The organism is Marinobacter alkalisoli, assembly GCF_045449855.1.
Lineage (GTDB): Bacteria > Pseudomonadota > Gammaproteobacteria > Pseudomonadales > Oleiphilaceae > Marinobacter.
In genome coordinates, this window is sequence record NZ_JBJJLC010000012.1 from 161,158 (window position 1) to 183,264 (window position 22,107).

Below are 22,107 nucleotides of genomic sequence, written 5' to 3' on the forward strand. Positions count from 1 at the left end.
TCTCTTAACGAATATTCCAGCCAGAAATTACAACCACTCAAGGACGTTCTCTCCGGCACTCCTCATCGATCAGTACATCAGTGAGGGCAGAAACAAAGAGATTTCCGGGAAGAACATCAACAAGGCCAGCACAACCGCTTCTGCCGCCAGGAACCACAGTGTCCCCCGGACAATGCTTCCAAACGGAACAGAATTCCCGACCCCCGCGCTCACCACAAAAAGATTCAACCCGATAGGCGGAGTCAACAAGCCAATTTCAATAAACTTCACGACCAGCACGCCAAACCAGATTACGTTGATATCAAAGGCAATGATGAAAGGAGCAAGAACGGGCAGCGTAACCAGCATCAGCCCGATCGGATCAAGGAACATCCCCAGAATTATATAAAATACAGTAACAATAATAAGGAAAATCCATAACGCTACAGCATAATCCTCCACCCAAATACCGATACTCATTGGTATCTGACTTAATGTCAGCATGCGGCTGAACAACACGGCGCCTATTGCGATTAAAAAAATGGATGCGGTGCTTTGTACGGTTTCAGCGACCGCTTCCTTCATGGCCTGCCAACTAAAAGATCCCTGGAAAACAGCCGCAATCACAGCAATAAACGCGCCGAAGGCGCCTGCCTCCGTGGCTGTGACCGTGCCGGTGTAAAGCCCCCCGACCACCCCGGTCACAATGACCGGTAACGGCCATGATTTCACCAGCAAACAGAATTTCTCACGGGTCTCGTATACATCATCAGTGCGGGGAGCAAGACTGGGATTGAGCCGGACCCGGATAATTATCAGGGTGGCGTAAGCCACCATGGTCAACAAACCCGGAATTATTCCTGCCATCAGCAACTGGCCAACAGAAGCCTCCATGAATACTGCATAAAGTACGAATGGAATGCTCGGCGGTATAAACGCCCCCAAGGTTCCGGAAGCCGCAACCACGCCAGTCGCCAGCCCCGGATCGTATTTCGCACGCAACATTTCGGGGACCGCCAGGCGAGACATTGCCCCTGCCATTGCGACACTTGAACCGCTGGCAGCAGCGAAACCAGCGCTGGAAACATTGGTGGCAATCGCCAGGCCGCCAGGTAAAAAGCTCAGCCAGGCTCGGCCAGCATCGTAGAGTGTGCGAGTCAGCCCCGTGTGGAACGCTATTGCCCCCATGAGAATAAACATCGGAATCGCAGTGAGTGACCAGTGGGCAATAAACTGAAATGTCGTAGACCCCATCAGCGAGAACGCTGCCCCCTGCCCGCGAAGCCACCAGATTCCGGTAAAGGCAACCAGACCCAGAGCGACTCCAATAGGTAGCCTCAGAGCTAACAGGAGCAACAGCAAACCAACACAGAACAAGCCAATTTCAACTGGACTCACAACGGCCCCTCCCGCTTCTTGAGCAAGGTAGCCGCAAACTGATACAACCAGTACAAAGAAGCCAGCATGGCAAAGAATATTCCTGCAAATGCGAGCCAGCGTGACGGCCAGATAGATAACTCCACCACGATTGCGTCAACCGTCTCGCTCCGGTTCCAGCTGCGAACTGCCTGCAAATACAACCCGTAGGAAAAAATGGAGAAGTAGACGGTGATGGCTAACAGCCCAATACCATCAACAAACTGTCGAGCCCGCCCCGTAAGGAACTGTGCAATCACATCGACACGAACATGGACATCATCGGCGGTGCAGGAAAAAATTCCGACAAAAACGCCGGCCACCATGTAGTAGTACGTCACCACTTCCATCGTCCCGGGAATGTGCAATCCGAAACAAACCCTGAGCAACACTTCAGCGGCCACGTGCAACATCATCAACACAGTCAGGACTCCAGCAACAACTGCAGCACTATGACTGATCTTCTTTAGCCAGATACCCATACACGCCTCCGTCACTGGACTTTGAGAATCACTTTGCCCACCGCCCGGCGATTAACCACACAGCCAATGGCCTGCCTGACTTCCTCAAGCTCAAATTGCTGGGGTTCCATAAGGTTGAGCTTGCCCTCTGCGGCGCCGTTGAAAAGCCAGGTCATTAGGGAACGTATTCGGGAAGAAAACTCATGACGACGATCCTTTGCGCCCCAGCCAATATATTCGGAAAAGTTCACACCATGCAGACTGATGTTCTTTACCAGGAGCAGATTTACCGGAGCCTGAGGAATTGTTCCGCTAGCAAAGCCCAGGGATAAGATGCTGCCTCCAACCGCAGTGCAGCGAATCAGACGTTCGAATGCATCACCGCCCACCGGATCAAATACCAGATCAACCCCACGCCCTTCCGTTTCAGATCTGACGACATCCAGTAAATCCTGTTCGGCATAATTAATAAGCACATCAGCACCTGCCTGCCGCGCAGCATCTAATTTGGAATCGGAGCTTGCGGCTGCAAAAACGACAGCCCCGCTCAGTTTCGCTACTTGAACAGCGGCAAGGCCCAAGGCCCCTCCGGCGCCACAAACAAGTACGACCTGGCCCTCACACAAACCGCCCCGCTCCAATGCGGTTGCAGCCGTCCCGAAAGACAGAGGAACTCCGACTGCCCGCGACAGCGAAACATTGTCGGGTACGGGGTAGACCGTTGCAGCGTTGACGACCACTTCCTCACCGTAACCACCAGAATCAACAATGGCCGCGACCCGGTCACCTGGCCTGAAGGTTTCTACATCCGCGCCACATTCCACGATTTCTCCTGATACTTCTGTACCGGGAATGAATGGAAGTGACATCTTTCTCTGATAACGGCCGGCCAACATCAATGAAATGGCATAGCTCACACTGGCGTAATGGACCTTGATTCTTACGCTATCAGAGGTCATACGCGGTGGCTCAACGTCTGCCAGCACCAGATCTTCAAACCCCGTTAACGTCTCACACACCACCGCTTTCATTTTGCCTCCCCCTGCGCATCTGCATTGGTCGTTACCCCCTGAAAACAGGCATTTGAGCGGATTAGCGAAGCGATTACTGACTCCTCATACCCCGCTTCACGCAGGACATCCGCAGTGTGCTCACCCAAAGCAGGCGCCGGTTCAAGATTGTCTGCATCAAGTTCTGCTCCTGGAAATTTCGGGAACGGAATCTGGCCAAAGGCTCTGTGGCTGATGTGCGGCACAAGGTCCAGAAAATTAACCTGGGGGTCATTGAGGAACTCAACGTAACTATTTAAAGGCCCACAGAGGACCCCTGCTTCATTAAGGCGATCGATCCAGTAAGCCCTGGGACGGGTTACAAAAACCTCCTCCAGAAGACGATGAATCTCCGCTGCGTGACGTTGCCGGGATTCATTTTCAACAAATCGCGGATCCTGTTGCCATTCCGGATGCCCCAACACTTTGGCCAGGGAATAAAACATCTCATTGCGCAAGCACACGACAGAAATCGCACCGTCACCGGTTTCAAAGGTCCCGGAAGGCACTGTGACATGAGCATTGCGTTGCCCCTCTTGAAGGAAGGACTCCATCATTGGCATTGCCTGGAACGCTGCAGCACCTGCCAGCAGGGAAAGATCCAGATGTCGCCCCTCACCGGTGAGCTTCTGCTGATACAAGGCAGAAGCTAGCGCAAACCCGGCATAAAGCCCCGTGATCATATCGATAGCAAGCATTCCCACACGCTGTGGGTCGCCTTCTGCATTCGAGTTCATTACCGACATTCCGGAAACTGCCTGCAAAATGCTGTCTGAGCCGGGGCGCGCTGAGTAAGGCCCGCACCTCCCGAAGCCACTGATCGAACCCAGTATTATTCCCGGGCGCAGATTTCTGAGCACCTCATAACCCAACCCGATCTTGTCGATCACACCCGGTCGAAAACTCTCCATGACCACATCTGACTGGCTGGCAAGTCGCCTGAGGACCTCAGCCCCCTCATCCGTTCGGGCATCCACACAAATTGAACGCTTATTCCAGTTTGCCGAGACACTCAAAGTGCTATGACCATCTTTCCGGAGCCCCATCAATCGTCCCCAGTCGCCTTGCGGTGGCTCTACTTTCAGCACTTTGGCACCCATCATTGCAAGCATCTGGGTTGCGTATGGACCTGCCAGTCCCTGGCTGATATCCAGAACGCGGATTCCCCGGAACGGCAGCAATTCAGGAGTTTTTTTATTCATCGATTGTTACACCTTGAGAAACGGGCCATTGGTCATAAGACGATTGGGCCAATGGCCGTGGGAGTCAGGATCAGAATGCTTTATCGTAAATTTCACTTTTCAACAGGGCCGCATATTGCTGCTCTGTGATATCACGGTCGGCCAATAGCTTTTCCCATTTCTGTAAGTTAGAGACGAAATTTTCGACAATCTGCTCTGCATCCCGAACGCCACGGTCAGACGCCGTTGCCGCAGCTCTTTCTATTTGTGCTTCCATGAATGCCTGACGCTTCTGTTTCATGTCATCAGATACCTCGATAAACCGGATACCCTGACTACCGGCGACCTTGCGTACCTCAGCCTCCTCTTGTTGATACTCAAAGATCGTTTTTGCGACCCCCAAAGGTGCGGCCTCTACAATCGCCTTCTGTTCCTCATTCGTCAGTTCCTCCCAAACAGAATCACGCACATTCAGCAACGAACCACCGAGAAACGCTCCCATGGGCAGCTCCACCACACTGCTGGCGACCTCACTGAGCGACAACGATTTCATCCAACTGGTGGCGCCAATCACACAATCAAGCTGGCTCCGTTCCATCGCCTCGTATGACTCGCTGTTTGGTATGTTGACGGGAATACCACCTATCTGGCTGACCCAGCGACCGATTTCCTCACCGGCAACCCGCATTCGCAGTCCGCTCGGATCGAAACCCGATGCAAATTCACTCTTGCACATAGCCTGGTATGGGGGAGTGGCATAACTCGCCAGGAAGCGCACATCATGCTCTTCAAATTCTTCAAGACACTGGGGGCAGCCGGTCAGAACAGTATCGATACTGGCTGCAGTGGCTACGAGCGAGTTCTGATTCCAGAACGACATGTCACTGATTGTTGTATTTGCCGGAATTGACGTCGGGTAATAAACCGTAACCAGAAACCCTCCATCGATCATGCCATCCCGGACTGCCGCCAGCATTTCCTTGCCGGAGGCAGCAGCTCCGGAAGGGAAGAACTTGAACGCAAGACTTCCCCCAGTGCGCTCTCCAATTTGGTCGAGGTAGGTCGCAATACCAGTACTTGTGGGGTGCTGGGGAGGAAGGTAGCTGCCGTAGGTCAGATCGCGCGCTGACACACTGGTCGCGGCACCCATGCCGGCCAGCAGTACACAACCGGCACTCAAGGATATAAGACGGTTTGGGCGTTTTATTAGCATTGTATTTTGTCTCCGAATGCTGGGAAGTACGACGTAGTTATTTTGACTTTTGTTCGCTTTGCGCACACACTGTTCTCAATAAGAACAAGAGGGAGGAAAGGCTAAAATTTACACAGTGTCAAAATATTTTTTTAGGGACTGCGCAATGACATCGACACCAGACAATGAAAAAAACCTTATGGTTCACTCTTTTAGCCGGGGGTTAAAAGTCATAAAAACTTTTGGGGAGGGAGCCTCAACACTGACCTTGTCAGATGTTGCTAACAGGGCCGCAATATCACGAGCCAGCGCGCGGCGATTACTACACACACTCTGCGACCAGGGTTACGCACGCACCAACGGCAAACAGTTCTGGCTGACCCCCCGTATTCTCGAACTGGGATTTTCATACCTGTCATCGATGGAGATATGGTCGTTTGCCCAAGCTCACATGGAGGACCTGGTACAACTGGTCCACGAGTCCTGCTCAATTGCCGTTCTTGATGGATACGATATTTATTACGTCATGCGCGTCCCTACGCGAAAGCTACTGAAGAGCACTCTGAATGTCGGATCGTCACTTCCGGCTCACGTGGTTTCGCTGGGACGAATACAGCTCGCGGATCTACCGGACGAAGAACTGGACCATTTCCTGGACACCGCCAGCATTGAGAAGTACACCAGATTTACAGTCACGGACAGGGCTGAATTGCGAAGGACTATTCGTGAGGACGGTGCCAAGGGCTGGTCCGTCGTCGACCGCGAACTTGAGGAAGGGATGTGCGGGATCTCCGTCCCTATCCGGGATCGTTCAGGCAAAAGCATTGCCGCAATCAACATCACCCTTCCGCCTAGCAAGGCTACGGAAGCAGGCATGCTGGAATACATGCTTGATCAGCTTCAGGCAACCGCAAACCGCATTCACGATGACTTGATCCGGCAGCCCTGACGACTGACTTCGCACCCAAGACATACCGAAAAAGCATAGATTCAATAGAAAATATGCTTTTCCATATTAGGCACGAAATTGTTAACGTGAGCTTTCTACAGATCGAGCGTTTTCCGGAGAACACTATGGTCCCTGCAAAGCCTTCCATGCCGTTGATCGACGCCGTCACCGCACGACGCTCTATCAGGGGCTTTCTGCCTGAGCCAGTGCCCAGGGAAATCCTTGAACACGTTTTCGAGATAGCCCAGCAGGCTCCCTCGAACTGCAATACGCAACCCTGGAAGGCGTTTGTGGCTTCCGGCGAAACGAAAGAGAAGCTCCGCCAGAAGTTTCTTGAACGTCAGAAAGACGCCGTTCCCGGCAACCCCGATTTTAATTACGTTTCCCGCTTTGAAGGCGAGTACCGTACACGCCAGGTTGAATGCGCCGTTGCCCTGTACAACGAAATGGGCATCGCCAGGGACGACAAGGCGGGCCGGTTGCGTGCCGTCAGGCGCAACTTCGAGTTCTTTGACGCCCCCCATATCGTCTTTCTCGGCATGGACCGGCAATTTGGCTCAACCATCGCACTGGATGTTGGCATTTACGCCCAGACCCTGATGCTCACCATGCAGGCGTTCGGGATCAGCTCCTGCGCCATGGGCAGCATGCGCGCCTACCCTGACCTGGTGCGCGAAGCCTTTGAGCTCGATGACCAGACGGGCATTCTGCTTGGCATCAGCTTCGGCTACGAGGACCCTGAGGTAAACGCCAACCGGACACGCACGACGCGGGAACTGATGGAAAACACCGTCACTTTTCGCGAGTAATCCGGAAGGATAACCGTGAGCACCATCGCGCTGAGTCGCCCCAGAACCACTGACATCACCCTGGTGGGCCGGAATCTGGCCACTGTGAGCCTGCTGACCATTTCGGCGTGCGCGATCATCAGGGAGCTGTCTCCGGTTCAGTGGTCCAGCCCGGTGGCGGGTACCGCATTACTGTTGTTCGTGGTGCTGCAGTGGCCCCGGATCAACCTCACCTATCGGATATTTGCAATTCTCGCCCCGGCGCTCGCCACCAGTCTCTGGCTCGCAGAGATGATTGATGGCGCGACCGTGGCGGCAGGTTTGGACCGTGCGGCCTTTTTCACCTTCTTCCTGACCTCCCTGGCGGTCTTGCGTGAATCAGCCAAGTCATCGTCCCTGGTTCGTCGTTGTGGCAGGGTACTGGTCAATCAGCCTCCGGGGCGCCGATACCTGCTGATGTCCTTCGGCTCCCATCTGTTCAGTGTCATGTTGAACATCGGTGCCCTGAATGTGCTGGGCACGATGATTCGCCGTGCAATACGTCCGTCGTCCGACCCGGAAACCCAGCGGATCGGAGGCATTCGCCGCCGACGAATGCTTACGGCTACCCTGAGAGGTTTCTGCGGTGTTCCCTTGTGGGCTCCAACCTCTGTCACCATGTTGCTGGTCCTTTCTGGCATCCCCGACCTGACCTGGGAACAATACGCTCCGCTGGGGTTACTCTGGACCCTGTTGTTCATCCTCTGGGGAGCCATTCTTGACCGTTTCTCTTACCCCAAACCAAAGACTCACAGGGTCAGTGGCGGGGGGCTGGGTCAGTTGATCCCCCTGGTGTTCCTGGTGGCGCTGATTCCCGGGCTGGCCTATGTGCTGGCACAAATCACCGGCCTGCAGCTTTTCTCGGCTCTGCTCATGTGCGCACCGGTTATCGGCCTTATCTGGATCTGGGTCCAGTACCGGGGGCTCAGGACCAGGGTGAAAGGCGGGTTACTTCTGCGGAGGGTACGACGCTCCTTCCCGGAAACGTTTACCAACCAGCGCAATGAGGTTGTGCTGTTCACCTCCTCCGGTTTTATCGGGGTGATTCTGATTCCGTTAATTGATCCGGAAGCTGCCAGCGCTTTCCTCATTCAGGCAGACATCAGCAACGCCACACTAATGGTCTGCATATCCCTGATTATGCTTACATTTTCGTTTATCGGCATCAATGCGATCATCACCGTTACGCTGATGCTCGGGGCACTCCAGCAGATCCCCAATCTGGATATTTCCCCTTTGGTACAGGCATCCGTTATCGCCATTACCTGGGCCATTTTTGCGGGCGCCTCACCGTTTACCGCGTCACTGCGTTTCATTTCCAGTTTCTCGGATGTCTCACCGATACGGTTTGGCATCGAATGGAATGGATGGTTCAGCGCCAGCGCGCTGGCCATCATGTATATCACCCTATACGCCCTGCTATAAACCGGCGTGGACACAACATTCAGGAGCAATCGCCCATGAGCCTTCCGGACAACATCAAAGATAAGCTGGCACTGCCAGTCCTGTGCTCTCCCATGTTCATCATCTCCAACCCCAAAATGGTGATCGAACAGTGCAAAAGCGGCGTTATCGGTTCCTTTCCGGCACTGAATGCCCGTCCGGCGGAAAAGCTGGACGAGTGGCTAACGCAGATTGATGAGGAGCTGGCCGCGTACAAGGCCGCCAATCCCGACGCCAGGGTGGCGCCCTATGCGGTCAATCAGATTGCCCACCCCACCAATGACCGCCTCGAGCACGACACTCAGGTCTGCGTGAAACACAAGGTACCCATTATCATCACCAGCCTGCAGGCCAACCCGATGGTAATAGAAGCCGCTCATAGCTATGGCGGCCTGGTGTTCCATGATGTCACCAATATCCGTCACGCGAAAAAGGCCCTGAGCCTCGGCGTCGATGGCCTGATCCTGGTCACTGCCGGGGCCGGCGGGCACGCCGGCACCCTCAGTCCGTTCGCGCTGCTCTCGGAAATCCGCACCTTCTTCGACGGTCCGGTGATACTCGGCGGCGCCATTACCAAAGGCAACCATGTCCTCAGTGCCGAGGTCATGGGAGCGGATATGGCCTATATGGGGACTCGTTTCATCGCCACCGAAGAAGCCAATGCCGATCAGTCGTACAAAGACATGATCCTGGAGTCATCCGCCTCCGACATCGTCTACACCAATCTCTTTACCGGGGTTCATGGCAACTACCTGCGCGGCAGTATAAAAAAGGCGGGACTGGACCCTGACAACTTGCCCTCCTCAGACAAAAGCAAGATGAGCTTTGGCTCGGGAAGCAGCAGCAAGAGCAAGGCCTGGAAGGATATTTGGGGTGCGGGTCAGGGTGTCGGCGGGATTACCCAGTTGATGTCCGTGGCGGACACAGTCGGCAGGTTGCGTGATGAATACGAATCAGCCAAGGCACGGGTGACCGGAGAACAGTAAGCAGTTGGTTTGTCGGATTACGGCTTCGCCTAATCCGACCTACGTAGGGTGGCGGACCAGCACCCGTGGGTCGGATTAATTGGTTTGTCGGATTACGCCTGCGGCTAATCCGACCTACGTAAGGTGGCGGACCAGAGCCCGTAGGTCGGATTAGGCGAAGCCGTAATCCGACACCTAAAGCAAAAGGGGGCCATCCACAGCCCCCTTTTGCCATAACTCAGGACCGCGTGAAGTTGCCCTCGCGGCGCTCTGTGACCGCCGCCATCCCTTCTTTATGATCGTTGGTCCTGGCTAACCAGACCTGCTCGGCAAACTCGTGCTCCAGCCGGCTCTTGAGTTGCTCCACCAGCCCCTGCCGCAGTGTTGCCCGGGTTGACTCCACCGCAAGGGGAGCACACTGTGCGATTTCTGTGGCCAGTGCGATGGCCTCCTCCCGCACCTGGTCCGCCGGTACCAGCAGATCGGCCAGGCCGTACTCCAGCGCCTCTTCACCTTTGATCCGGCGACCGGTCAGCAGCATCAGATTGGCCCGTTGCTGGCCAATCAACCGGGGCAACACCAGGCTGATACCAAAACCCGGGTGAATACCGAGTTTGACGAAGTTGGCTGCAAACCGTGTTTCCGGGCAAACCACACGAAAATCCGGCACCAGTGAAAGCCCCAGACCACCGCCGATCGCGGCACCATGGATGGCCCCCACCACCGGCTTTTTGCAAGCGTACAGCCGCGCTGCGGCCTTATACAAAGTGATCGCACTGTTATCCGAATCCGCCTTGAACAGATCACTGCCGTTCGACGAAAAATCGGCGCCTGCGCAGAACGCTTTCCCCTGGGCAGCCAACACGATCGCCCGGCATTGGCTGTCCTGCTCCAGGGACTCGAAGCATTCCGCAATGTGCTCTATCAGGCGGACATCAAAAAAATTCAAAGGTGGCCGGCGAATTTCCACCACGGCGACGTGGTCGTGCCACTCAATCGCAACATCATCAAACGATTTCATCGGTTCTCCCTGTCGTTTCTAACGGGACACAATGTCCCAGACCTGGCCACTTTCCGCACCGCCATGACGGATGTCATTGGCCACACTCATGCCGATGCGTTCGGACCAATAGAACTCCGACCCGTATTCCTCCCGCCAGCTCCAGATGCGACGGCTGTATTGCTGCAGCGGGTATTCAAAGCTGAAGCCCATGGCACCGTGGGACTGATGCGCCAATCGGGACACCGTAGCAGCGCCTTCAGAGGTCACCACCTTGGCGGTCGCCACTGGCAGAAAAGCCACGTTATCACCACTGAACGGTTCGGGGTGTTCCGACAGCATCCGGATCGCCTGTTCAACGGCGGCGTTGGCCAGAGCGCTTTCACCGGCGATGTCCGCCACTTTGTGCTGAATCGCCTGGAACTTGCCCAGGGGGCGACCAAACTGTTGCCGCTCCTTGACATACCCCACCGTCAACTCGGTTATCTTTTCAAAAGCGCCGGCGATCTGACTGGCTCGCACCAACGCACAGAATTGCCTGAGTCCGTCTTCAGTCATGCCATCAACAACCGGGGAAAGCTGTACCGGGCTCGCACCCTCCATCGTCACCCTGGCCCGGGACTCGCCTGCAAGGCTCTCACACTCTTCAATGGCCAGATTATCGAAAGCAAACGTGGCAACCCTGATCAGCCCCCGGTCGGAAACGGGAACCACCAGCAGCGACCCGCTGACCACACCCGGCGCATGATTGACCACACCGTTAACCGTTCCGTTGTCGACATCCGGCAGTTGACCACCGTCAAACACCAGGGCAGCCCAGGTGTCCGCCACCTCCAGCCCACTCTCGGCAAGCACAAGGTTGGCAATCATGGTGTCCACCAGCGGCACCGGAACGGCAAAGCTGGCCGCCTGACGAATCAGATTAAACCCCAGGGCGAGAGAGCCGCCCACACCACCGGCTTTCTCCGGTACCCAGGCCAATGGGAGGCCTGCCGCCATCACCGCATCATGCAATTTTCCCGGGGGCTCACCGAGCTCCGCCTGGTTGACCACTTCGGCCCCACAGTGATCGGAAAACAGCCGGTAGGCCGTATCGAGAATCAGTTGGTCTGTTTGCTCCATGTCACATCCTCTGATGAATCATCAGTCATTCGGATTTTATTGCAGCGTGGCTTACCTCAACCCCATACCCCGGGCGACAATGCCCTTGAGTACCTCATTGGTTCCCCCGCGCAGGGTGAATGACGGTTGGCGCAGCAGGCTATCGGAGAGGAGATACTGCAGTTCGTCACCGAAGTTCTGTTTTAGCTGGATTGGCCAGAACTCACGTAAACGCTCGATAATGTCCTGTTCCAGACGCGTCCCCAGATCTTTCACCAGGGCCGCCTCCACATCGGGGGATTGCCCCTGCCCGAGCAAGGCCGCGACACCCAGTGACATCGCACGCAGTGCCCGGATACGGGCCAGTATGCTGCCGACAACCCTGGCCTGATGCCCCTCCATCGACGCAGCGCCCTGCTGAATCGCCTTTTCAAGGGCGACAAAAGTGCTCAGGAAACGCTCCGGCCCCGACCGCTCCAGCGCCAGTTCGCTGGTAATCTGCTTCCAGCCCTCTCCCACCGAACCGAGTACGGCATCGTCGGCGACGAACACATTCTCGAAATGACTTTCATTGAAGTGCTCCACGCCACTCATGTCGCGGATGCCGCGAACCGTTACGCCAGGGGAGTCCAACGGAACCAGGAATTGCGTCAGCCCCTCGTGACGCTTCTTTTCGTTCCGCTCTCCGGTGCGCGCCAATACCGTCATGTACTGGCAACTCTGGGCACCGGAAGACCAGAGTTTGGTCCCCGTAATTTCCCAGCCACCTTCAACACGATGGGCACGGGTTCTCACCGAGGCGAGATCCGAACCGGATTCCGGCTCGCTGAGGCCCAGTGCCACGAAACATTCGCCGGCGGCAATACGAGGCAGTATGTTCTGCTTCATCTCCTCAGTCCCCGTTGCCAGGATCAGCGGACCGCTCTGGCGATCGGCAATCCAGTGCGCATGGACCGGCGCGCCAGCAACCAGCAGCTCCTCGGTAATCACGTAACGGTGCAGTGCACTGAGTTCACGGCCGCCATACTGCTTTGGCCAGGTCACACCGATCCAGCCACGTTCTCCGAGTTTACGGCTGAATTCCGGATCGATACCCGCACACCAGCAGTCCGTGCCGGGGCGAAAGCTGCCATTGCGAATCTCTTCCTGCAGGAAGGAGCGGACATCCTTACGAAGGCGATCAATACTTTCATCGATGATGGGGGCGGGGAAATTGAAACGGATACTGTCCATAATCACCACTCAGTTCACAGGAAAAATGTCTTGAGAAGAAAGGTCACTCCGCGTCACCGGAAATCATTGTCCTGAGTTCCGATTTAAGGATCTTGTTGACCGCGGATACCGGGAGCGGCTGCTCCATAAAAGTCACGCCCGTGGGGCACTTGTAGTGGGCAATGCGCTCCCGGCAGTAACTGATAATATCGTCCTCACTCACCACCGCATCATCGGTCAGCCTTACCACGGCATGAACAGACTCACCCCACTTTTCATGGGGCACGCCGATAACGGCACATTCCCTGACATCAGGGTGACGGGACAAGACATTCTCGATTTCTATCGGATAGACATTTTCTCCACCGCTGACGATCATTTCCTTGATGCGGCCCACGAGGAATAGATAGCCGTCTTCATCCAGGTAGCCACTGTCCCCGGTGTAGTACCAGCCATCCTGCAACACCGCCGCCGTCAATTCCGGCGCTTGCCAGTACCCTTTCATGATATTGGCGCCTTTTACTGCTATTTCGCCGACTTCACCCACACCGAGGGGCTGACGTTGCGCGTTTACGATCCGGACATGGTTATGGAAAACAGACCGCCCGACGGACTCCAACCGTGGCAAACGGGCAGCCTCCAGGGAATGGTCGTCACCGTTGAGCACCGTGACCACCGGAGACGCTTCCGTCATGCCGTAGGACTGCGCAAACGACACCCCGGGCAACTGTTTGAGCGCCCGCTCCAGTAGCGCCACCGGCATCGGCGCCGCACCATAGGTGATCATCCGAAGGCTGGACAGATCGAACTCCGCAAATTGCGGGTGATCAACCATGAGTTGCAGCGTGGTGGGCACCAACTGCATGGTATTGATGCGGTATTGCTCCACCAACCCCATCATCTCCAGTACATCGAATTTAGAGAGGATGATCGTATGGGTTCCCATCATGGTCGCGGTATAAACCCGTGAACCAGCGGCAGTATGGAACATGGGTCCCGCAAGCAGATGCGTTTCCCTTTCAACCGTCTCGTAGAGGGAAAGGCCACCGAGCGCATTGGTGAACAGATTAATATGCGTCAGCATTACCCCCTTGGAGCGCCCGGTAGTTCCGCCGGTGTAGAAGAGAATCAACGTATCGTCATTGCCACTCGGCTGAAGATCCGTCTTTTCCGCACGTGTCAGCAGGTCTTCGTAGGACAGAAAACCATCCGGTGCATCGCCCTCACCCGCATAGACAACGGCTTTCAACCAGGGACATTCCCGGCTGATAGCCCTGGCCTGCTCAATGTGGTCACGGTCTGCCAACAGCACCGTTGGTTCCGCATCCTGAATACAGTCGACCATTTCACCCGGGGACAGGCGAAAGTTCACCGGTACCGTAATCGCCCCGGCCATGGGGGCGGCGAAGAACAGCTCAAAACACCAGTGGGAATTAAAACCAAGATAGGCCACCCGATGCCCCACACCGACACCCAAGCTTGCCAATGCCCAGGCCAGACGCTGGCAACGTTTTTCAGTTTGTTCCCAGGTAAACGTCTGCCCTTCGTCAGTTACCGATGGACTGTCGGGCCACCGACCCGAAGCCTTCTCCAGCAGGTTCACCACGGACACCGCGTGGGCACTCTCAGACTTCATAATTCCACTTCCATTCATTCGTTGAAGACGCACCCCGTCAATTCCCATTACCCCATGCTATTGGGAATCAGCAGGGAGATAATAGGGAACGAGACCAGCAGGCCCAGCACGATGAGATCCGCCACCAGGAACTTCATAACACCGAAGAAAATGGTGTGTACCTTGATCTCCCTCGTCACCACGCTATTAATGACGAAGACGTTCATTCCGAGGGGCGGCGTCACCAGGCCGATTTCCAACAACTTGACCACAACCACGCCAAACCAGATCAGGTCCATGCCCATGCCTTCCACCAGGGGAATCACAAAGGGCAGGGTCAGCAGCATGGTGCCAATGGAGTCCAGGAACATGCCCAACACCACGTAAAGCAGCACGATGAAGAAGAGCACCATCCAGTTTTCCAGCCCGAGGCTCGCAACAAAGCCCACAAAGGCCCCGGTCACGCCGGTAAGGGATACAAAGGAGACAAAGATCTTGGCGCCAATGGCGATGAAGAACAGTGACGCGGACTGGAACGCCGTTTCCTTCATTGAGTTCAGGAAATCAGACCAGGTCAGGCGGCGTGACAGTACGCCAAACGTCAGAGCAAACACCAGGCATACCGCGGCTGCTTCTGTGGCGGTGAAAAATCCGCCGTAGATACCACCGATGATAATGGTCATCAGCATCAGCGCCGGCCAACCCTTGATCGCAGCTTTCAGCCGGTCACGACCGGTAAAGTTCAGATCTTTCGGGGCCGGAGCATCACCCGGCTTCAGCATGGCCCAGATAACCACCACAACAATAAAGCCTGTAATAGTCAGAATGCCCGGCAGAACGCCGGCCAGGAACAGCTTGTTTACCGACTGCTCCGTAAACATGCCATACAGAATAAACAGGACACTCGGAGGAATCAGGGAACCCAGTGTGCCGCCCATGGCAACAGTGGAGGTCGCCAGCTGCTTGTTGTAACCAAAACGCAGCATTTCGGGCACACAGATACGGCCCATGGACGACGCGCAGGCAAGACTGGACCCGGTAATCGCGGAGAATCCCCCGCAGCCGAACAGTGACGCAATCGCCAACCCCCCTGGCATTTTTGCCAACCACACCCGAACCGCTTCATAAATATCGGTGGTGATTCGGGAGTGATAGGCAATGTGGCCTGCTGCAATAAAGAGCGGGATCATGCTCAGGGAGTAGGAATGGATAAAATCAAAGGCGTTGGACTCAATCAACGCCATCGCCGGGCGCATGCCGCGCTCCAGCATGAACTCTCCACCGGGGCGCCAGGCATAGGCAAGCAGCGAGCACACAGAGGCAACACCCACCAGCACGTAGGCGATCGGCACCCGCATGATCATGAGACATAGCGCGGCGGCAAACCCCCAGCCACCAATTACGGATGCTTCCATCAGTCAGATACCTCATCAGTCGTTACGATACGCCGGCTTTTGATAACACCCAGGGCCTCGAGGGAATCGTAGATCGCCAGGTCAATCAGCCGGATAAAAAACAGGAAGTACCCCAGGAAAAACATCGTGTGCCCCGGCCATTTAGGCAGCTCCATCAAGCCGAAGAAATAGGCCCCGGATTCGAAGGCATCCACCATCGACAGGTATCCGGCATAGGTGATCGGGGCGACGGCCACCAGGCCAACCACCGCGGTCAGAACATTCAGGAACTGCTGGAATTTGGGACCAAGCCTCTGGGTAAAAATCTCCACGGAGATGAATCCACGACTGGCGGCAACAAACGCCAATGGCAGGATCAGCGCTCCAATCATCATTTCACCGACGATCACCACCTCATCCGGAATACCGGAAGTGGAGAACGTGCGCAGCAGGACACTCGTGGTGATGATTGCGCACAGACCAAGAATGCAGACCACGCCGAACAGCAGGAATGCGTTTTCCAGCCAGGCCAGTGAACCTCTCGCGTAGCCCAGTGCCCTCCAGGAAACAGAAGACTGGTCGTGAAGTGGCGTTCGTACAGTGTGCTCAGTGACGACCATGTACACCTCCGATAGGATTCTGCCCGCACCCGGGACAAATCCGTCTGATCTATGGGTTATTGTTGTTATCAGTTGAAGTCAGGCTGTCGGGTACCTGCCGCCAGGCAGGCTGACGGCAGGTTGCTCGCGGCCAATGTTGTTACATCAGCCCTTTTGCCAGGGATAGCCTTCCTCGTTGACTCTGGTTTGATATTTCTCCAGCAATCCCTGATATTCTTCCCAGATGGCTCTGCCATCCAGACCGGCTTTGTTCATATCCTCAATCCAGGCCTGGATATGCTTATCCGACTGTTCGAAGAGCTTGGCTCTCTCCTCATCGGACCACTCGATCACTTCCACCTTATTGCCCAGTTCCCCGGTAGGCAGCTTTTCAATCACTTCCTGGCTCTCACTGATCACTGCCTGAGCGTAGAAGTCGATCATGTCCGACCCCACCTGCCGAATCATTTTTTGCTGATCATCAGACAGGTCATCCCACGTCCATTTATTCATGACCATCGCGAAGCCAGAAATCTGCCCCCAGTTCATCAGGGCGACACTGCTGGTGACCTCAGGGGTCTTGAATGCCTTCATCGCGTACAGGTATCCGCCAGAGCAACTCACCAATCCTGTATCCAGCGCCTGATAAACCTCCGAGTAGGTAAAATTCACCAGGTTGGCGCCGACATCATCAAGAATCTTTGCGTAGATCGCCGAAGCCCGAACCCTCTCGCCCTCGAAATCTTCCAGGGTTTCCAGACGCACATCCTCAGTGCATTCGAATTGCATCGGCGTAGTCGTGTAATTGGTCACATAAACAACGTCATTTTCGGCGAATGCCTGCTGTAGCTGCTGGTTAGTGGTCATCAGTTCGTACATGGCTCGCATGCCCACCCAGGGATCCGACTCAGGTACCGGGATGTCACCAACGCTTAACGCACGCATTTTCTGTGGTGCATAGGCCGCAAGCACGGTACCCATATCCGCCGTACCGGAGGACACCCCGCCAAGAATGGCACTGTATTTCAGCAGTGCCCCACCCCAGTGAATGTCCAGTGACATATCACCACCGGATTTCTCTTTCAGCTGATCGGCAAAATATTGCAACGCCTCAGCACGGGAACCACGGTTAGGCGTTGCCTCCGCGTACCGTAATGACATTTCGGCTGCTGCCTGGCCAGCGGTCGCCAGTGAAAGCAGAGATCCGAAAACGAAAGACTTCAGCACCTTATTTGTAAACATTATATGTATCCTCTTTGCCTGCGCCGGGGTGACAGGGGCACCCCGGCGCTATCCTCTGCAGCTGGGTACCGGAAGGCTTGACCAGATGCATCCCCATATCCGAATCCGGTCAGCCCTCCCAGGGATAACCGCCTGTTTTGAGTTCATCCTGGTACTGTTCCAGCAATTCAATATATCTGGACCAGATCCTCTCACCAGGAAGCCCCATTTCGTTTGCCTCGGCAATCCAGCTGTCGCGATACTTGAGCGTTGCATCCAGAATCTTCTGACGCTCGTCTTCAGCCATACGGGTAACCGGGACCGTTTTGCCAAAGCTACCGTCGTTCAGTTTTCCCGCGACGTCGTCGGATTCGGCAATCATGAGACGGGCGAAGTGATTGATCATATTGGAGCCGGCCTGCAGCATGATGTTCTGCTGTTCCTCATTCAGGTCAGACCAGGTGTATTCGTTCATTACGATGGCAAAACCAAGCAGCTGCCCCCAGTCGACACGGGTAACCGTCTCAACCACCTCATAGGTCTTGTAGGCGCGCATGGTGTAGAAATAGCTGCCAAGACAATCCAGAAGCCCGGTATCGAGCCCCTGATATACCTCGCCAAAGGTCATTCCCACCATGTTGCCCCCGAGGTCCGCCAGCACATTGCTGTACGTACCGGTGGCCCGAAGACGCTTGCCCTCAATGTCATCAACCGTGCGGATCTGATTGCCCTCAGTGCATTCAAACTGAACGCCGGTGGTGCTGAAGTTACTCAGATAGACCAGGGATTTATCGGCGAGGGATTGTTTGAGCTCCGATTCGGTGGTCATCAGGTCGTACATCGCCCGCATGCCAACCCAGGGGTCGGAGTATTCTAGAGGAATATCACCGATACCGAGCGCCTTGAGCTCCTGCGGCTCATAGGAAGACAGCACAGTGCCCAGATCGGCGCTGCCGGCGGACACGCCGTCCATCACGCCGCTCCATTTCAACAGAGCGCCGCCCCAGTGGATATCAACCTTGAGTTCACCAGAGGACAGCCGTTCGACTTCATCGGCAAAGAACTGGACAGCTGCCGCACGGGTGCCACGATTAGGCCCGCCCTCGGCGTATCGGAGTGTGACGTCGGCGGAGACTTGGGCAATACCAGCGAAGGTAAGGACCGATGCCGCCAGAAGTGACTTGATTGTAGATCTCATTGCATTGCTTCCCTATCGGGTACTTGTTTTTGTTGAGTGCAGCACATCGAGCTGACTACCACAGCTCCAAAACTAGCACCGGAAAGCAATATCAACAACGACCCATATTATATAGAACCTATATCACAGGAGTATACCTTGTGATCGTCACGTAGCGGGTACACCCTCTTCCTGTTCACCGCCCAGTACATAGCGGAGAGCCCCCTGACCAGTTGCCACCAGTCCCTCATCTGAACTGATCCTGGCCTCGACAAAAAACATCTTCCGGCCGCGACTGACCAGGTTGGCCTCAACCCTCAGCCTTCCCTCTTTCACCGGGCTGATGAAGTGCGTGTTCATGGAAACCGTGATGCAGCGCCGGACGTTACCGGGAACCGTACAGTAGGTACCGCACAGTCCCGCCGCGCTATCCAGCAGAGACATGAAAACCCCACCGTGGACAAAACCGTTACGGTTGAGGTGTTTCTCGGTCATTTCCACATGAAGCACAGCCTTGTTGGGAGCCCATTCCGTCACGGTAAAACCAAGCACCTCACGGAAGCCGTTTATGCTTTCTGCTTCAAATTCCAGATTCTGGTTGTTGTTCGTAGTCATCAGCGCACCTGATCAGTCAAAGGCTTTTTCGAGGACAGGATATTTCATCCTTTGTATACATTCGTTCATTGTCATAGTGATGGAGAATAGCAAACTAACCATCAGCCTACCGCGAACCATCAAACTAACACCACGTATCTTTTGTAGCCTTTACAATTTGTCGATACCCCCCATGCCAATCCGATATGAGGCATTAGTGCAATCCACAGATATCCTGACACTAGCCCAGAGATATGGCTGGCGCCTTCCAGTAATTAATGTCGAAAACAGGAATATCCATGCCGGACTTACTGAGTGAAATAACAAACCATGTTCTGACCATTACCCTGAACCGTCCTGACAAGCTGAACGCACTCAGTCCTGACATGCGTGAAGGGCTCATCGGGTTACTTCAGGAACAGACGGACAATCCGTCCTGCCGGGCCGTTCTGATTCGTGGTAACGGTCGGGGCTTTTGCACCGGAGCCGATGTACAGCCGGAACAGATCCTCAAACGTCGCGAGCACATTGGTGAGGAGGTAGAAGCAGGGATTAATCGGATCATTCGTTTGATCACAAACCTTCCGGTACCGGTCATTGCGGCAGTGAACGGGCCAGCAGCGGGCGCGGGTGTCAGTCTTGCCCTGGCGGCAGACCTGATGCTGGTTAACCGGGACGCACGCTTCCATCTTTCGTTCGCCCGGATCGGCGCCGTCATGGACGGTGGAAGTTCCTGGTTTCTGACCCGCACCATTGGTGCCCGGCGAACAGCCTCCCTGGCCCTCACCGGAGGTAATTTCAATGCTGAACAGGCGCTGGAGTGGGGGTTGGCTTACCAGGTGGTGGATAATGATGAGCTATTGGACACAGCAACCACCCTGGCCCTGAAGCTGGCCTCCGGCCCGACTACAGCACTGGCTCTGATCAAACACCAGATAGCGCAGGCGGAAACCCAGGATCTGGACAACACCCTCACTCTCGAGGCCCGGTGCCAACAGACCGCTTTCAATACGGATGACTTCGCTGAAGGCATCAGTGCACACCAGGAAAAGCGCAAGGCCAACTTTCGCGGCAATTGATCCCTCGCCCCAAGGCAGGTTTTTTATGGGGCCTGCCTTGGGGGATCGAATGCTGGACAGTCAGATCTTTCGGCCCACTTCCTGCCAGTATTTATCACGCAGGCGACGCTTGAATATCTTGCCGGAGTCCTCCCGTGGCAGGTCTGAGCCGACCTCGATGGTTTTGGGCACCTTGAAGCCCGCCAGATGCTCGCGGAGGTAGACCTTGACTTCCTCCACACAGATACCGTTAGCGCCTTCCGCTTCAACCACCGCCATCAACGATTCGCCAAACTCTTCATCGGGAATCCCGAAGACCGCGCAATCCTTGATCCCGGGGTAGTTGTGCAGCACCGATTCGATTTCCGCCGGATAGATGTTCACACCACCGGAGATCACCATATCCTTGACCCGGTCGGCGATGAACAGGAAACCATCCTCATCCAGATAGCCCATGTCGCCCGAGGTAATGAAGCCATCCCGGTCGATTTCTGACCGGGCTTCGGGTTTGCCGTGATAGGTGAAATCCAGCAACGGGAACCGGGAGTAGATTTCCCCCACGGCATTTGGGGGCAGGCAGTTGCCTTCTTCATCCAGAATCCGGATTTCCGCCTCCGGGACCGTCTTGCCCACACTGCCCGGTTTCGCGAGCGCCTGTTCAGAGTTACAGGCAACAACCGCACTGGATTCGGTGGAACCATAGAACTCGTTGATGACGGGGCCAAACCACTCGATCATCTTGCGCTTCACGTCCGCCGGACAGGGCGCCGCCGCGTGAATAATGAATTCCAGGGAGGACAGGTCATACTGGTTGCGCACCGCTTCAGGCAGTTTCAGCATGCGAATGAACATGATGGGGACCATAATGCCCGCCGTCAGTTTGTATTCTTCAATCAGCCGCAGCACTCCCTCGGCATCAAAGCGGGGAACGATCACCAACAGGTCGCTGATCTTTGAAGCCTGCATGCTGTAGCCGTTCGGGGCGCTGTGGTAGAGCGGACCGGGCACCATGCAGCGAGCCCCGGGCGCACAGCCGTAGACCCTGGAGCGAAAATCACGCATCTGTGCCGCGCCCTCCTGATCCAGCGTAACACGGCGCACGCCCTTGGGATGCCCGGTTGTGCCGGAGGTATACAGCATGGATGAAGGTCCGGTTTCGGCCGGTTCTGCGATGGGTTCCTCAGCGTCCAGCCAGTTCTGCCAGTCAGTCTCGCCTTCCGGCACAGCGCACACCTCCGGATCCAGATCAAACGCTGCCCGGATATCTTCGGGAGTTTCTACCACCAGGCACTGGACCCCACCAGGTATGGCATCATGGATCCGGCGCCACAGGTCGGCATGGATTACGATCACCTTGGCACCGCAATCCTTGAGGATATATTCCAGCTCTTCCCCGGCCAGGTGCCAGTTAATAGGAACACCATAGGCCCCGACATAATTGGCCGCATGGTTGGCAGTCAGGAAGGGAATATCATTGCGCATGAAAATGCCCACACAATCGCCCGGCTGCACGCCCATACGCTTGAAACCGTTGGCTGCCTGACGGATGTTGTGCTGAAACTGCTCATGAGTCAGGTGCCTGCTGCCACAGACAATGCCTTTGAACGACGCCTTATCGATTGTTGTATTTGTCACTGCGTGTCTCCTGTGAACTTACTCGCTCCCCATACTGAG

Annotated in this window: 20 protein-coding genes; 5 read left to right on the top strand and 15 right to left on the bottom strand. The window is 55.5% G+C overall.

The features are described from left to right. Window positions 1-69: 69 nt before the first annotated feature. From ACJO5Y_RS06475 to ACJO5Y_RS06495, 5 genes are all read right to left on the bottom strand, one after another. Window positions 70-1,377, bottom strand: coding sequence for a TRAP transporter large permease (locus ACJO5Y_RS06475; RefSeq protein WP_406985607.1), 1,308 nt, complete (start codon window positions 1,375-1,377; stop codon window positions 70-72). Beyond that, the gene (locus ACJO5Y_RS06480; protein ID WP_406985608.1) at window positions 1,374-1,877 is read right to left on the bottom strand and encodes a TRAP transporter small permease subunit; all 504 of its coding nucleotides are present in this window, start codon (window positions 1,875-1,877) and stop codon (window positions 1,374-1,376) included. The genes ACJO5Y_RS06475 and ACJO5Y_RS06480 overlap by 4 nt, the downstream gene beginning before the upstream one ends. An 11-nt stretch (window positions 1,878-1,888) precedes the next feature. Further along, entirely contained in the window at window positions 1,889-2,887 is a 999-nt protein-coding gene (locus tag ACJO5Y_RS06485; protein ID WP_406985609.1) for an NADPH:quinone oxidoreductase family protein, read from the bottom strand. Continuing rightward, window positions 2,884-4,107 (bottom strand): CaiB/BaiF CoA transferase family protein, encoded by a 1,224-nt coding sequence (locus ACJO5Y_RS06490; RefSeq protein WP_406985610.1) that lies wholly within the window; start codon window positions 4,105-4,107, stop codon window positions 2,884-2,886. Before ACJO5Y_RS06490 ends, ACJO5Y_RS06485 begins: the two co-directional genes overlap by 4 nt. Before the next feature lie 70 nt (window positions 4,108-4,177). Beyond that, window positions 4,178-5,299: a C4-dicarboxylate TRAP transporter substrate-binding protein gene (locus ACJO5Y_RS06495; protein ID WP_406985611.1), complete on the bottom strand. Its 1,122-nt coding sequence runs from the start codon at window positions 5,297-5,299 to the stop codon at window positions 4,178-4,180. A 178-nt stretch (window positions 5,300-5,477) separates the two neighbouring features. On the opposite strand from ACJO5Y_RS06495, the gene ACJO5Y_RS06500 reads away from it, so the two are divergent. The 4 genes from ACJO5Y_RS06500 (at window position 5,478) to ACJO5Y_RS06515 (ending at window position 9,483) form a co-directional block, all read left to right on the top strand. Next, window positions 5,478-6,227 carry an IclR family transcriptional regulator domain-containing protein gene (locus ACJO5Y_RS06500; RefSeq protein ID WP_406985828.1) on the top strand — a complete coding sequence of 250 codons (750 nt, stop codon included), beginning with the start codon at window positions 5,478-5,480 and terminating at the stop codon, window positions 6,225-6,227. Between the two features lie 125 nt (window positions 6,228-6,352). After that, a complete protein-coding gene (locus tag ACJO5Y_RS06505; RefSeq protein WP_406985612.1) occupies window positions 6,353-7,036 on the top strand; it encodes a nitroreductase in 684 nt (227 codons plus the stop codon). A 15-nt stretch (window positions 7,037-7,051) separates the two neighbouring features. Next, entirely contained in the window at window positions 7,052-8,479 is a 1,428-nt protein-coding gene (locus ACJO5Y_RS06510; protein WP_406985613.1) for a hypothetical protein, read from the top strand. 35 nt (window positions 8,480-8,514) lie between these two features. Next, window positions 8,515-9,483 carry an NAD(P)H-dependent flavin oxidoreductase gene (locus ACJO5Y_RS06515; protein ID WP_406985614.1) on the top strand — a complete coding sequence of 323 codons (969 nt, stop codon included), beginning with the start codon at window positions 8,515-8,517 and terminating at the stop codon, window positions 9,481-9,483. Window positions 9,484-9,700: 217 nt separating this feature from the next. On the opposite strand, the gene ACJO5Y_RS06520 is transcribed toward ACJO5Y_RS06515, so the two are convergent. The 9 genes from ACJO5Y_RS06520 to ACJO5Y_RS06560 form a co-directional block, all read right to left on the bottom strand. After that, entirely contained in the window at window positions 9,701-10,483 is a 783-nt protein-coding gene (locus ACJO5Y_RS06520; RefSeq protein WP_406985615.1) for an enoyl-CoA hydratase/isomerase family protein, read from the bottom strand. A gap of 18 nt (window positions 10,484-10,501) precedes the next feature. Next, the gene (locus ACJO5Y_RS06525; protein WP_406985616.1) at window positions 10,502-11,584 is read right to left on the bottom strand and encodes an acyl-CoA dehydrogenase family protein; all 1,083 of its coding nucleotides are present in this window, start codon (window positions 11,582-11,584) and stop codon (window positions 10,502-10,504) included. Between the two features lie 51 nt (window positions 11,585-11,635). Beyond that, the gene (locus ACJO5Y_RS06530) at window positions 11,636-12,796 is read right to left on the bottom strand and encodes an acyl-CoA dehydrogenase family protein (protein WP_406985617.1); all 1,161 of its coding nucleotides are present in this window, start codon (window positions 12,794-12,796) and stop codon (window positions 11,636-11,638) included. 43 nt (window positions 12,797-12,839) lie between these two features. After that, the gene (locus tag ACJO5Y_RS06535) at window positions 12,840-14,411 is read right to left on the bottom strand and encodes an acyl-CoA synthetase (RefSeq protein WP_406985618.1); all 1,572 of its coding nucleotides are present in this window, start codon (window positions 14,409-14,411) and stop codon (window positions 12,840-12,842) included. Between the two features lie 47 nt (window positions 14,412-14,458). Then, on the bottom strand, window positions 14,459-15,805 hold the full coding sequence (locus tag ACJO5Y_RS06540) for a TRAP transporter large permease (RefSeq protein WP_406985619.1): 1,347 nt from the start codon (window positions 15,803-15,805) through the stop codon (window positions 14,459-14,461). Then, window positions 15,805-16,404 carry a TRAP transporter small permease gene (locus tag ACJO5Y_RS06545; RefSeq protein ID WP_406985620.1) on the bottom strand — a complete coding sequence of 200 codons (600 nt, stop codon included), beginning with the start codon at window positions 16,402-16,404 and terminating at the stop codon, window positions 15,805-15,807. Before ACJO5Y_RS06545 ends, ACJO5Y_RS06540 begins: the two co-directional genes overlap by 1 nt. Before the next feature lie 144 nt (window positions 16,405-16,548). After that, entirely contained in the window at window positions 16,549-17,625 is a 1,077-nt protein-coding gene (locus ACJO5Y_RS06550) for a C4-dicarboxylate TRAP transporter substrate-binding protein (RefSeq protein ID WP_406985621.1), read from the bottom strand. Window positions 17,626-17,734: 109 nt separating this feature from the next. Next, window positions 17,735-18,802, bottom strand: coding sequence for a C4-dicarboxylate TRAP transporter substrate-binding protein (locus ACJO5Y_RS06555; protein WP_406985622.1), 1,068 nt, complete (start codon window positions 18,800-18,802; stop codon window positions 17,735-17,737). Between the two features lie 147 nt (window positions 18,803-18,949). Then, entirely contained in the window at window positions 18,950-19,396 is a 447-nt protein-coding gene (locus tag ACJO5Y_RS06560; RefSeq protein WP_406985623.1) for a PaaI family thioesterase, read from the bottom strand. Between the two features lie 278 nt (window positions 19,397-19,674). On the opposite strand from ACJO5Y_RS06560, the gene ACJO5Y_RS06565 reads away from it, so the two are divergent. Beyond that, window positions 19,675-20,454, top strand: coding sequence for an enoyl-CoA hydratase/isomerase family protein (locus ACJO5Y_RS06565; RefSeq protein ID WP_406985624.1), 780 nt, complete (start codon window positions 19,675-19,677; stop codon window positions 20,452-20,454). 60 nt (window positions 20,455-20,514) lie between these two features. Here the strand turns inward: ACJO5Y_RS06565 and ACJO5Y_RS06570 are convergent, their stop codons facing one another. Beyond that, entirely contained in the window at window positions 20,515-22,068 is a 1,554-nt protein-coding gene (locus ACJO5Y_RS06570; RefSeq protein WP_406985625.1) for an acyl-CoA synthetase, read from the bottom strand. Window positions 22,069-22,107: the final 39 nt, after the last annotated feature.

Bases quoted from the DNA above. Each gene is read 5' to 3' on its own strand.
- ACJO5Y_RS06560 (WP_406985623.1), bottom strand. From the start codon at position 19,396: ATGACTACGAACAACAACCAGAATCTGGAATTTGAAGCAGAAAGCATA.
- ACJO5Y_RS06480 (WP_406985608.1), bottom strand. From the start codon at position 1,877: ATGGGTATCTGGCTAAAGAAGATCAGTCATAGTGCTGCAGTTGTTGCT.
- ACJO5Y_RS06565 (WP_406985624.1), top strand. From the start codon at position 19,675: ATGCCGGACTTACTGAGTGAAATAACAAACCATGTTCTGACCATTACC.
- ACJO5Y_RS06500 (WP_406985828.1), top strand. From the start codon at position 5,478: ATGGTTCACTCTTTTAGCCGGGGGTTAAAAGTCATAAAAACTTTTGGG.
- ACJO5Y_RS06550 (WP_406985621.1), bottom strand. From the start codon at position 17,625: ATGTTTACAAATAAGGTGCTGAAGTCTTTCGTTTTCGGATCTCTGCTT.
- ACJO5Y_RS06520 (WP_406985615.1), bottom strand. From the start codon at position 10,483: ATGAAATCGTTTGATGATGTTGCGATTGAGTGGCACGACCACGTCGCC.
- ACJO5Y_RS06535 (WP_406985618.1), bottom strand. From the start codon at position 14,411: ATGAAGTCTGAGAGTGCCCACGCGGTGTCCGTGGTGAACCTGCTGGAG.
- ACJO5Y_RS06485 (WP_406985609.1), bottom strand. From the start codon at position 2,887: ATGAAAGCGGTGGTGTGTGAGACGTTAACGGGGTTTGAAGATCTGGTG.
- ACJO5Y_RS06490 (WP_406985610.1), bottom strand. From the start codon at position 4,107: ATGAATAAAAAAACTCCTGAATTGCTGCCGTTCCGGGGAATCCGCGTT.
- ACJO5Y_RS06505 (WP_406985612.1), top strand. From the start codon at position 6,353: ATGGTCCCTGCAAAGCCTTCCATGCCGTTGATCGACGCCGTCACCGCA.
- ACJO5Y_RS06545 (WP_406985620.1), bottom strand. From the start codon at position 16,404: ATGGTCGTCACTGAGCACACTGTACGAACGCCACTTCACGACCAGTCT.
- ACJO5Y_RS06515 (WP_406985614.1), top strand. From the start codon at position 8,515: ATGAGCCTTCCGGACAACATCAAAGATAAGCTGGCACTGCCAGTCCTG.
- ACJO5Y_RS06540 (WP_406985619.1), bottom strand. From the start codon at position 15,805: ATGGAAGCATCCGTAATTGGTGGCTGGGGGTTTGCCGCCGCGCTATGT.
- ACJO5Y_RS06555 (WP_406985622.1), bottom strand. From the start codon at position 18,802: ATGAGATCTACAATCAAGTCACTTCTGGCGGCATCGGTCCTTACCTTC.
- ACJO5Y_RS06530 (WP_406985617.1), bottom strand. From the start codon at position 12,796: ATGGACAGTATCCGTTTCAATTTCCCCGCCCCCATCATCGATGAAAGT.
- ACJO5Y_RS06525 (WP_406985616.1), bottom strand. From the start codon at position 11,584: ATGGAGCAAACAGACCAACTGATTCTCGATACGGCCTACCGGCTGTTT.
- ACJO5Y_RS06495 (WP_406985611.1), bottom strand. From the start codon at position 5,299: ATGCTAATAAAACGCCCAAACCGTCTTATATCCTTGAGTGCCGGTTGT.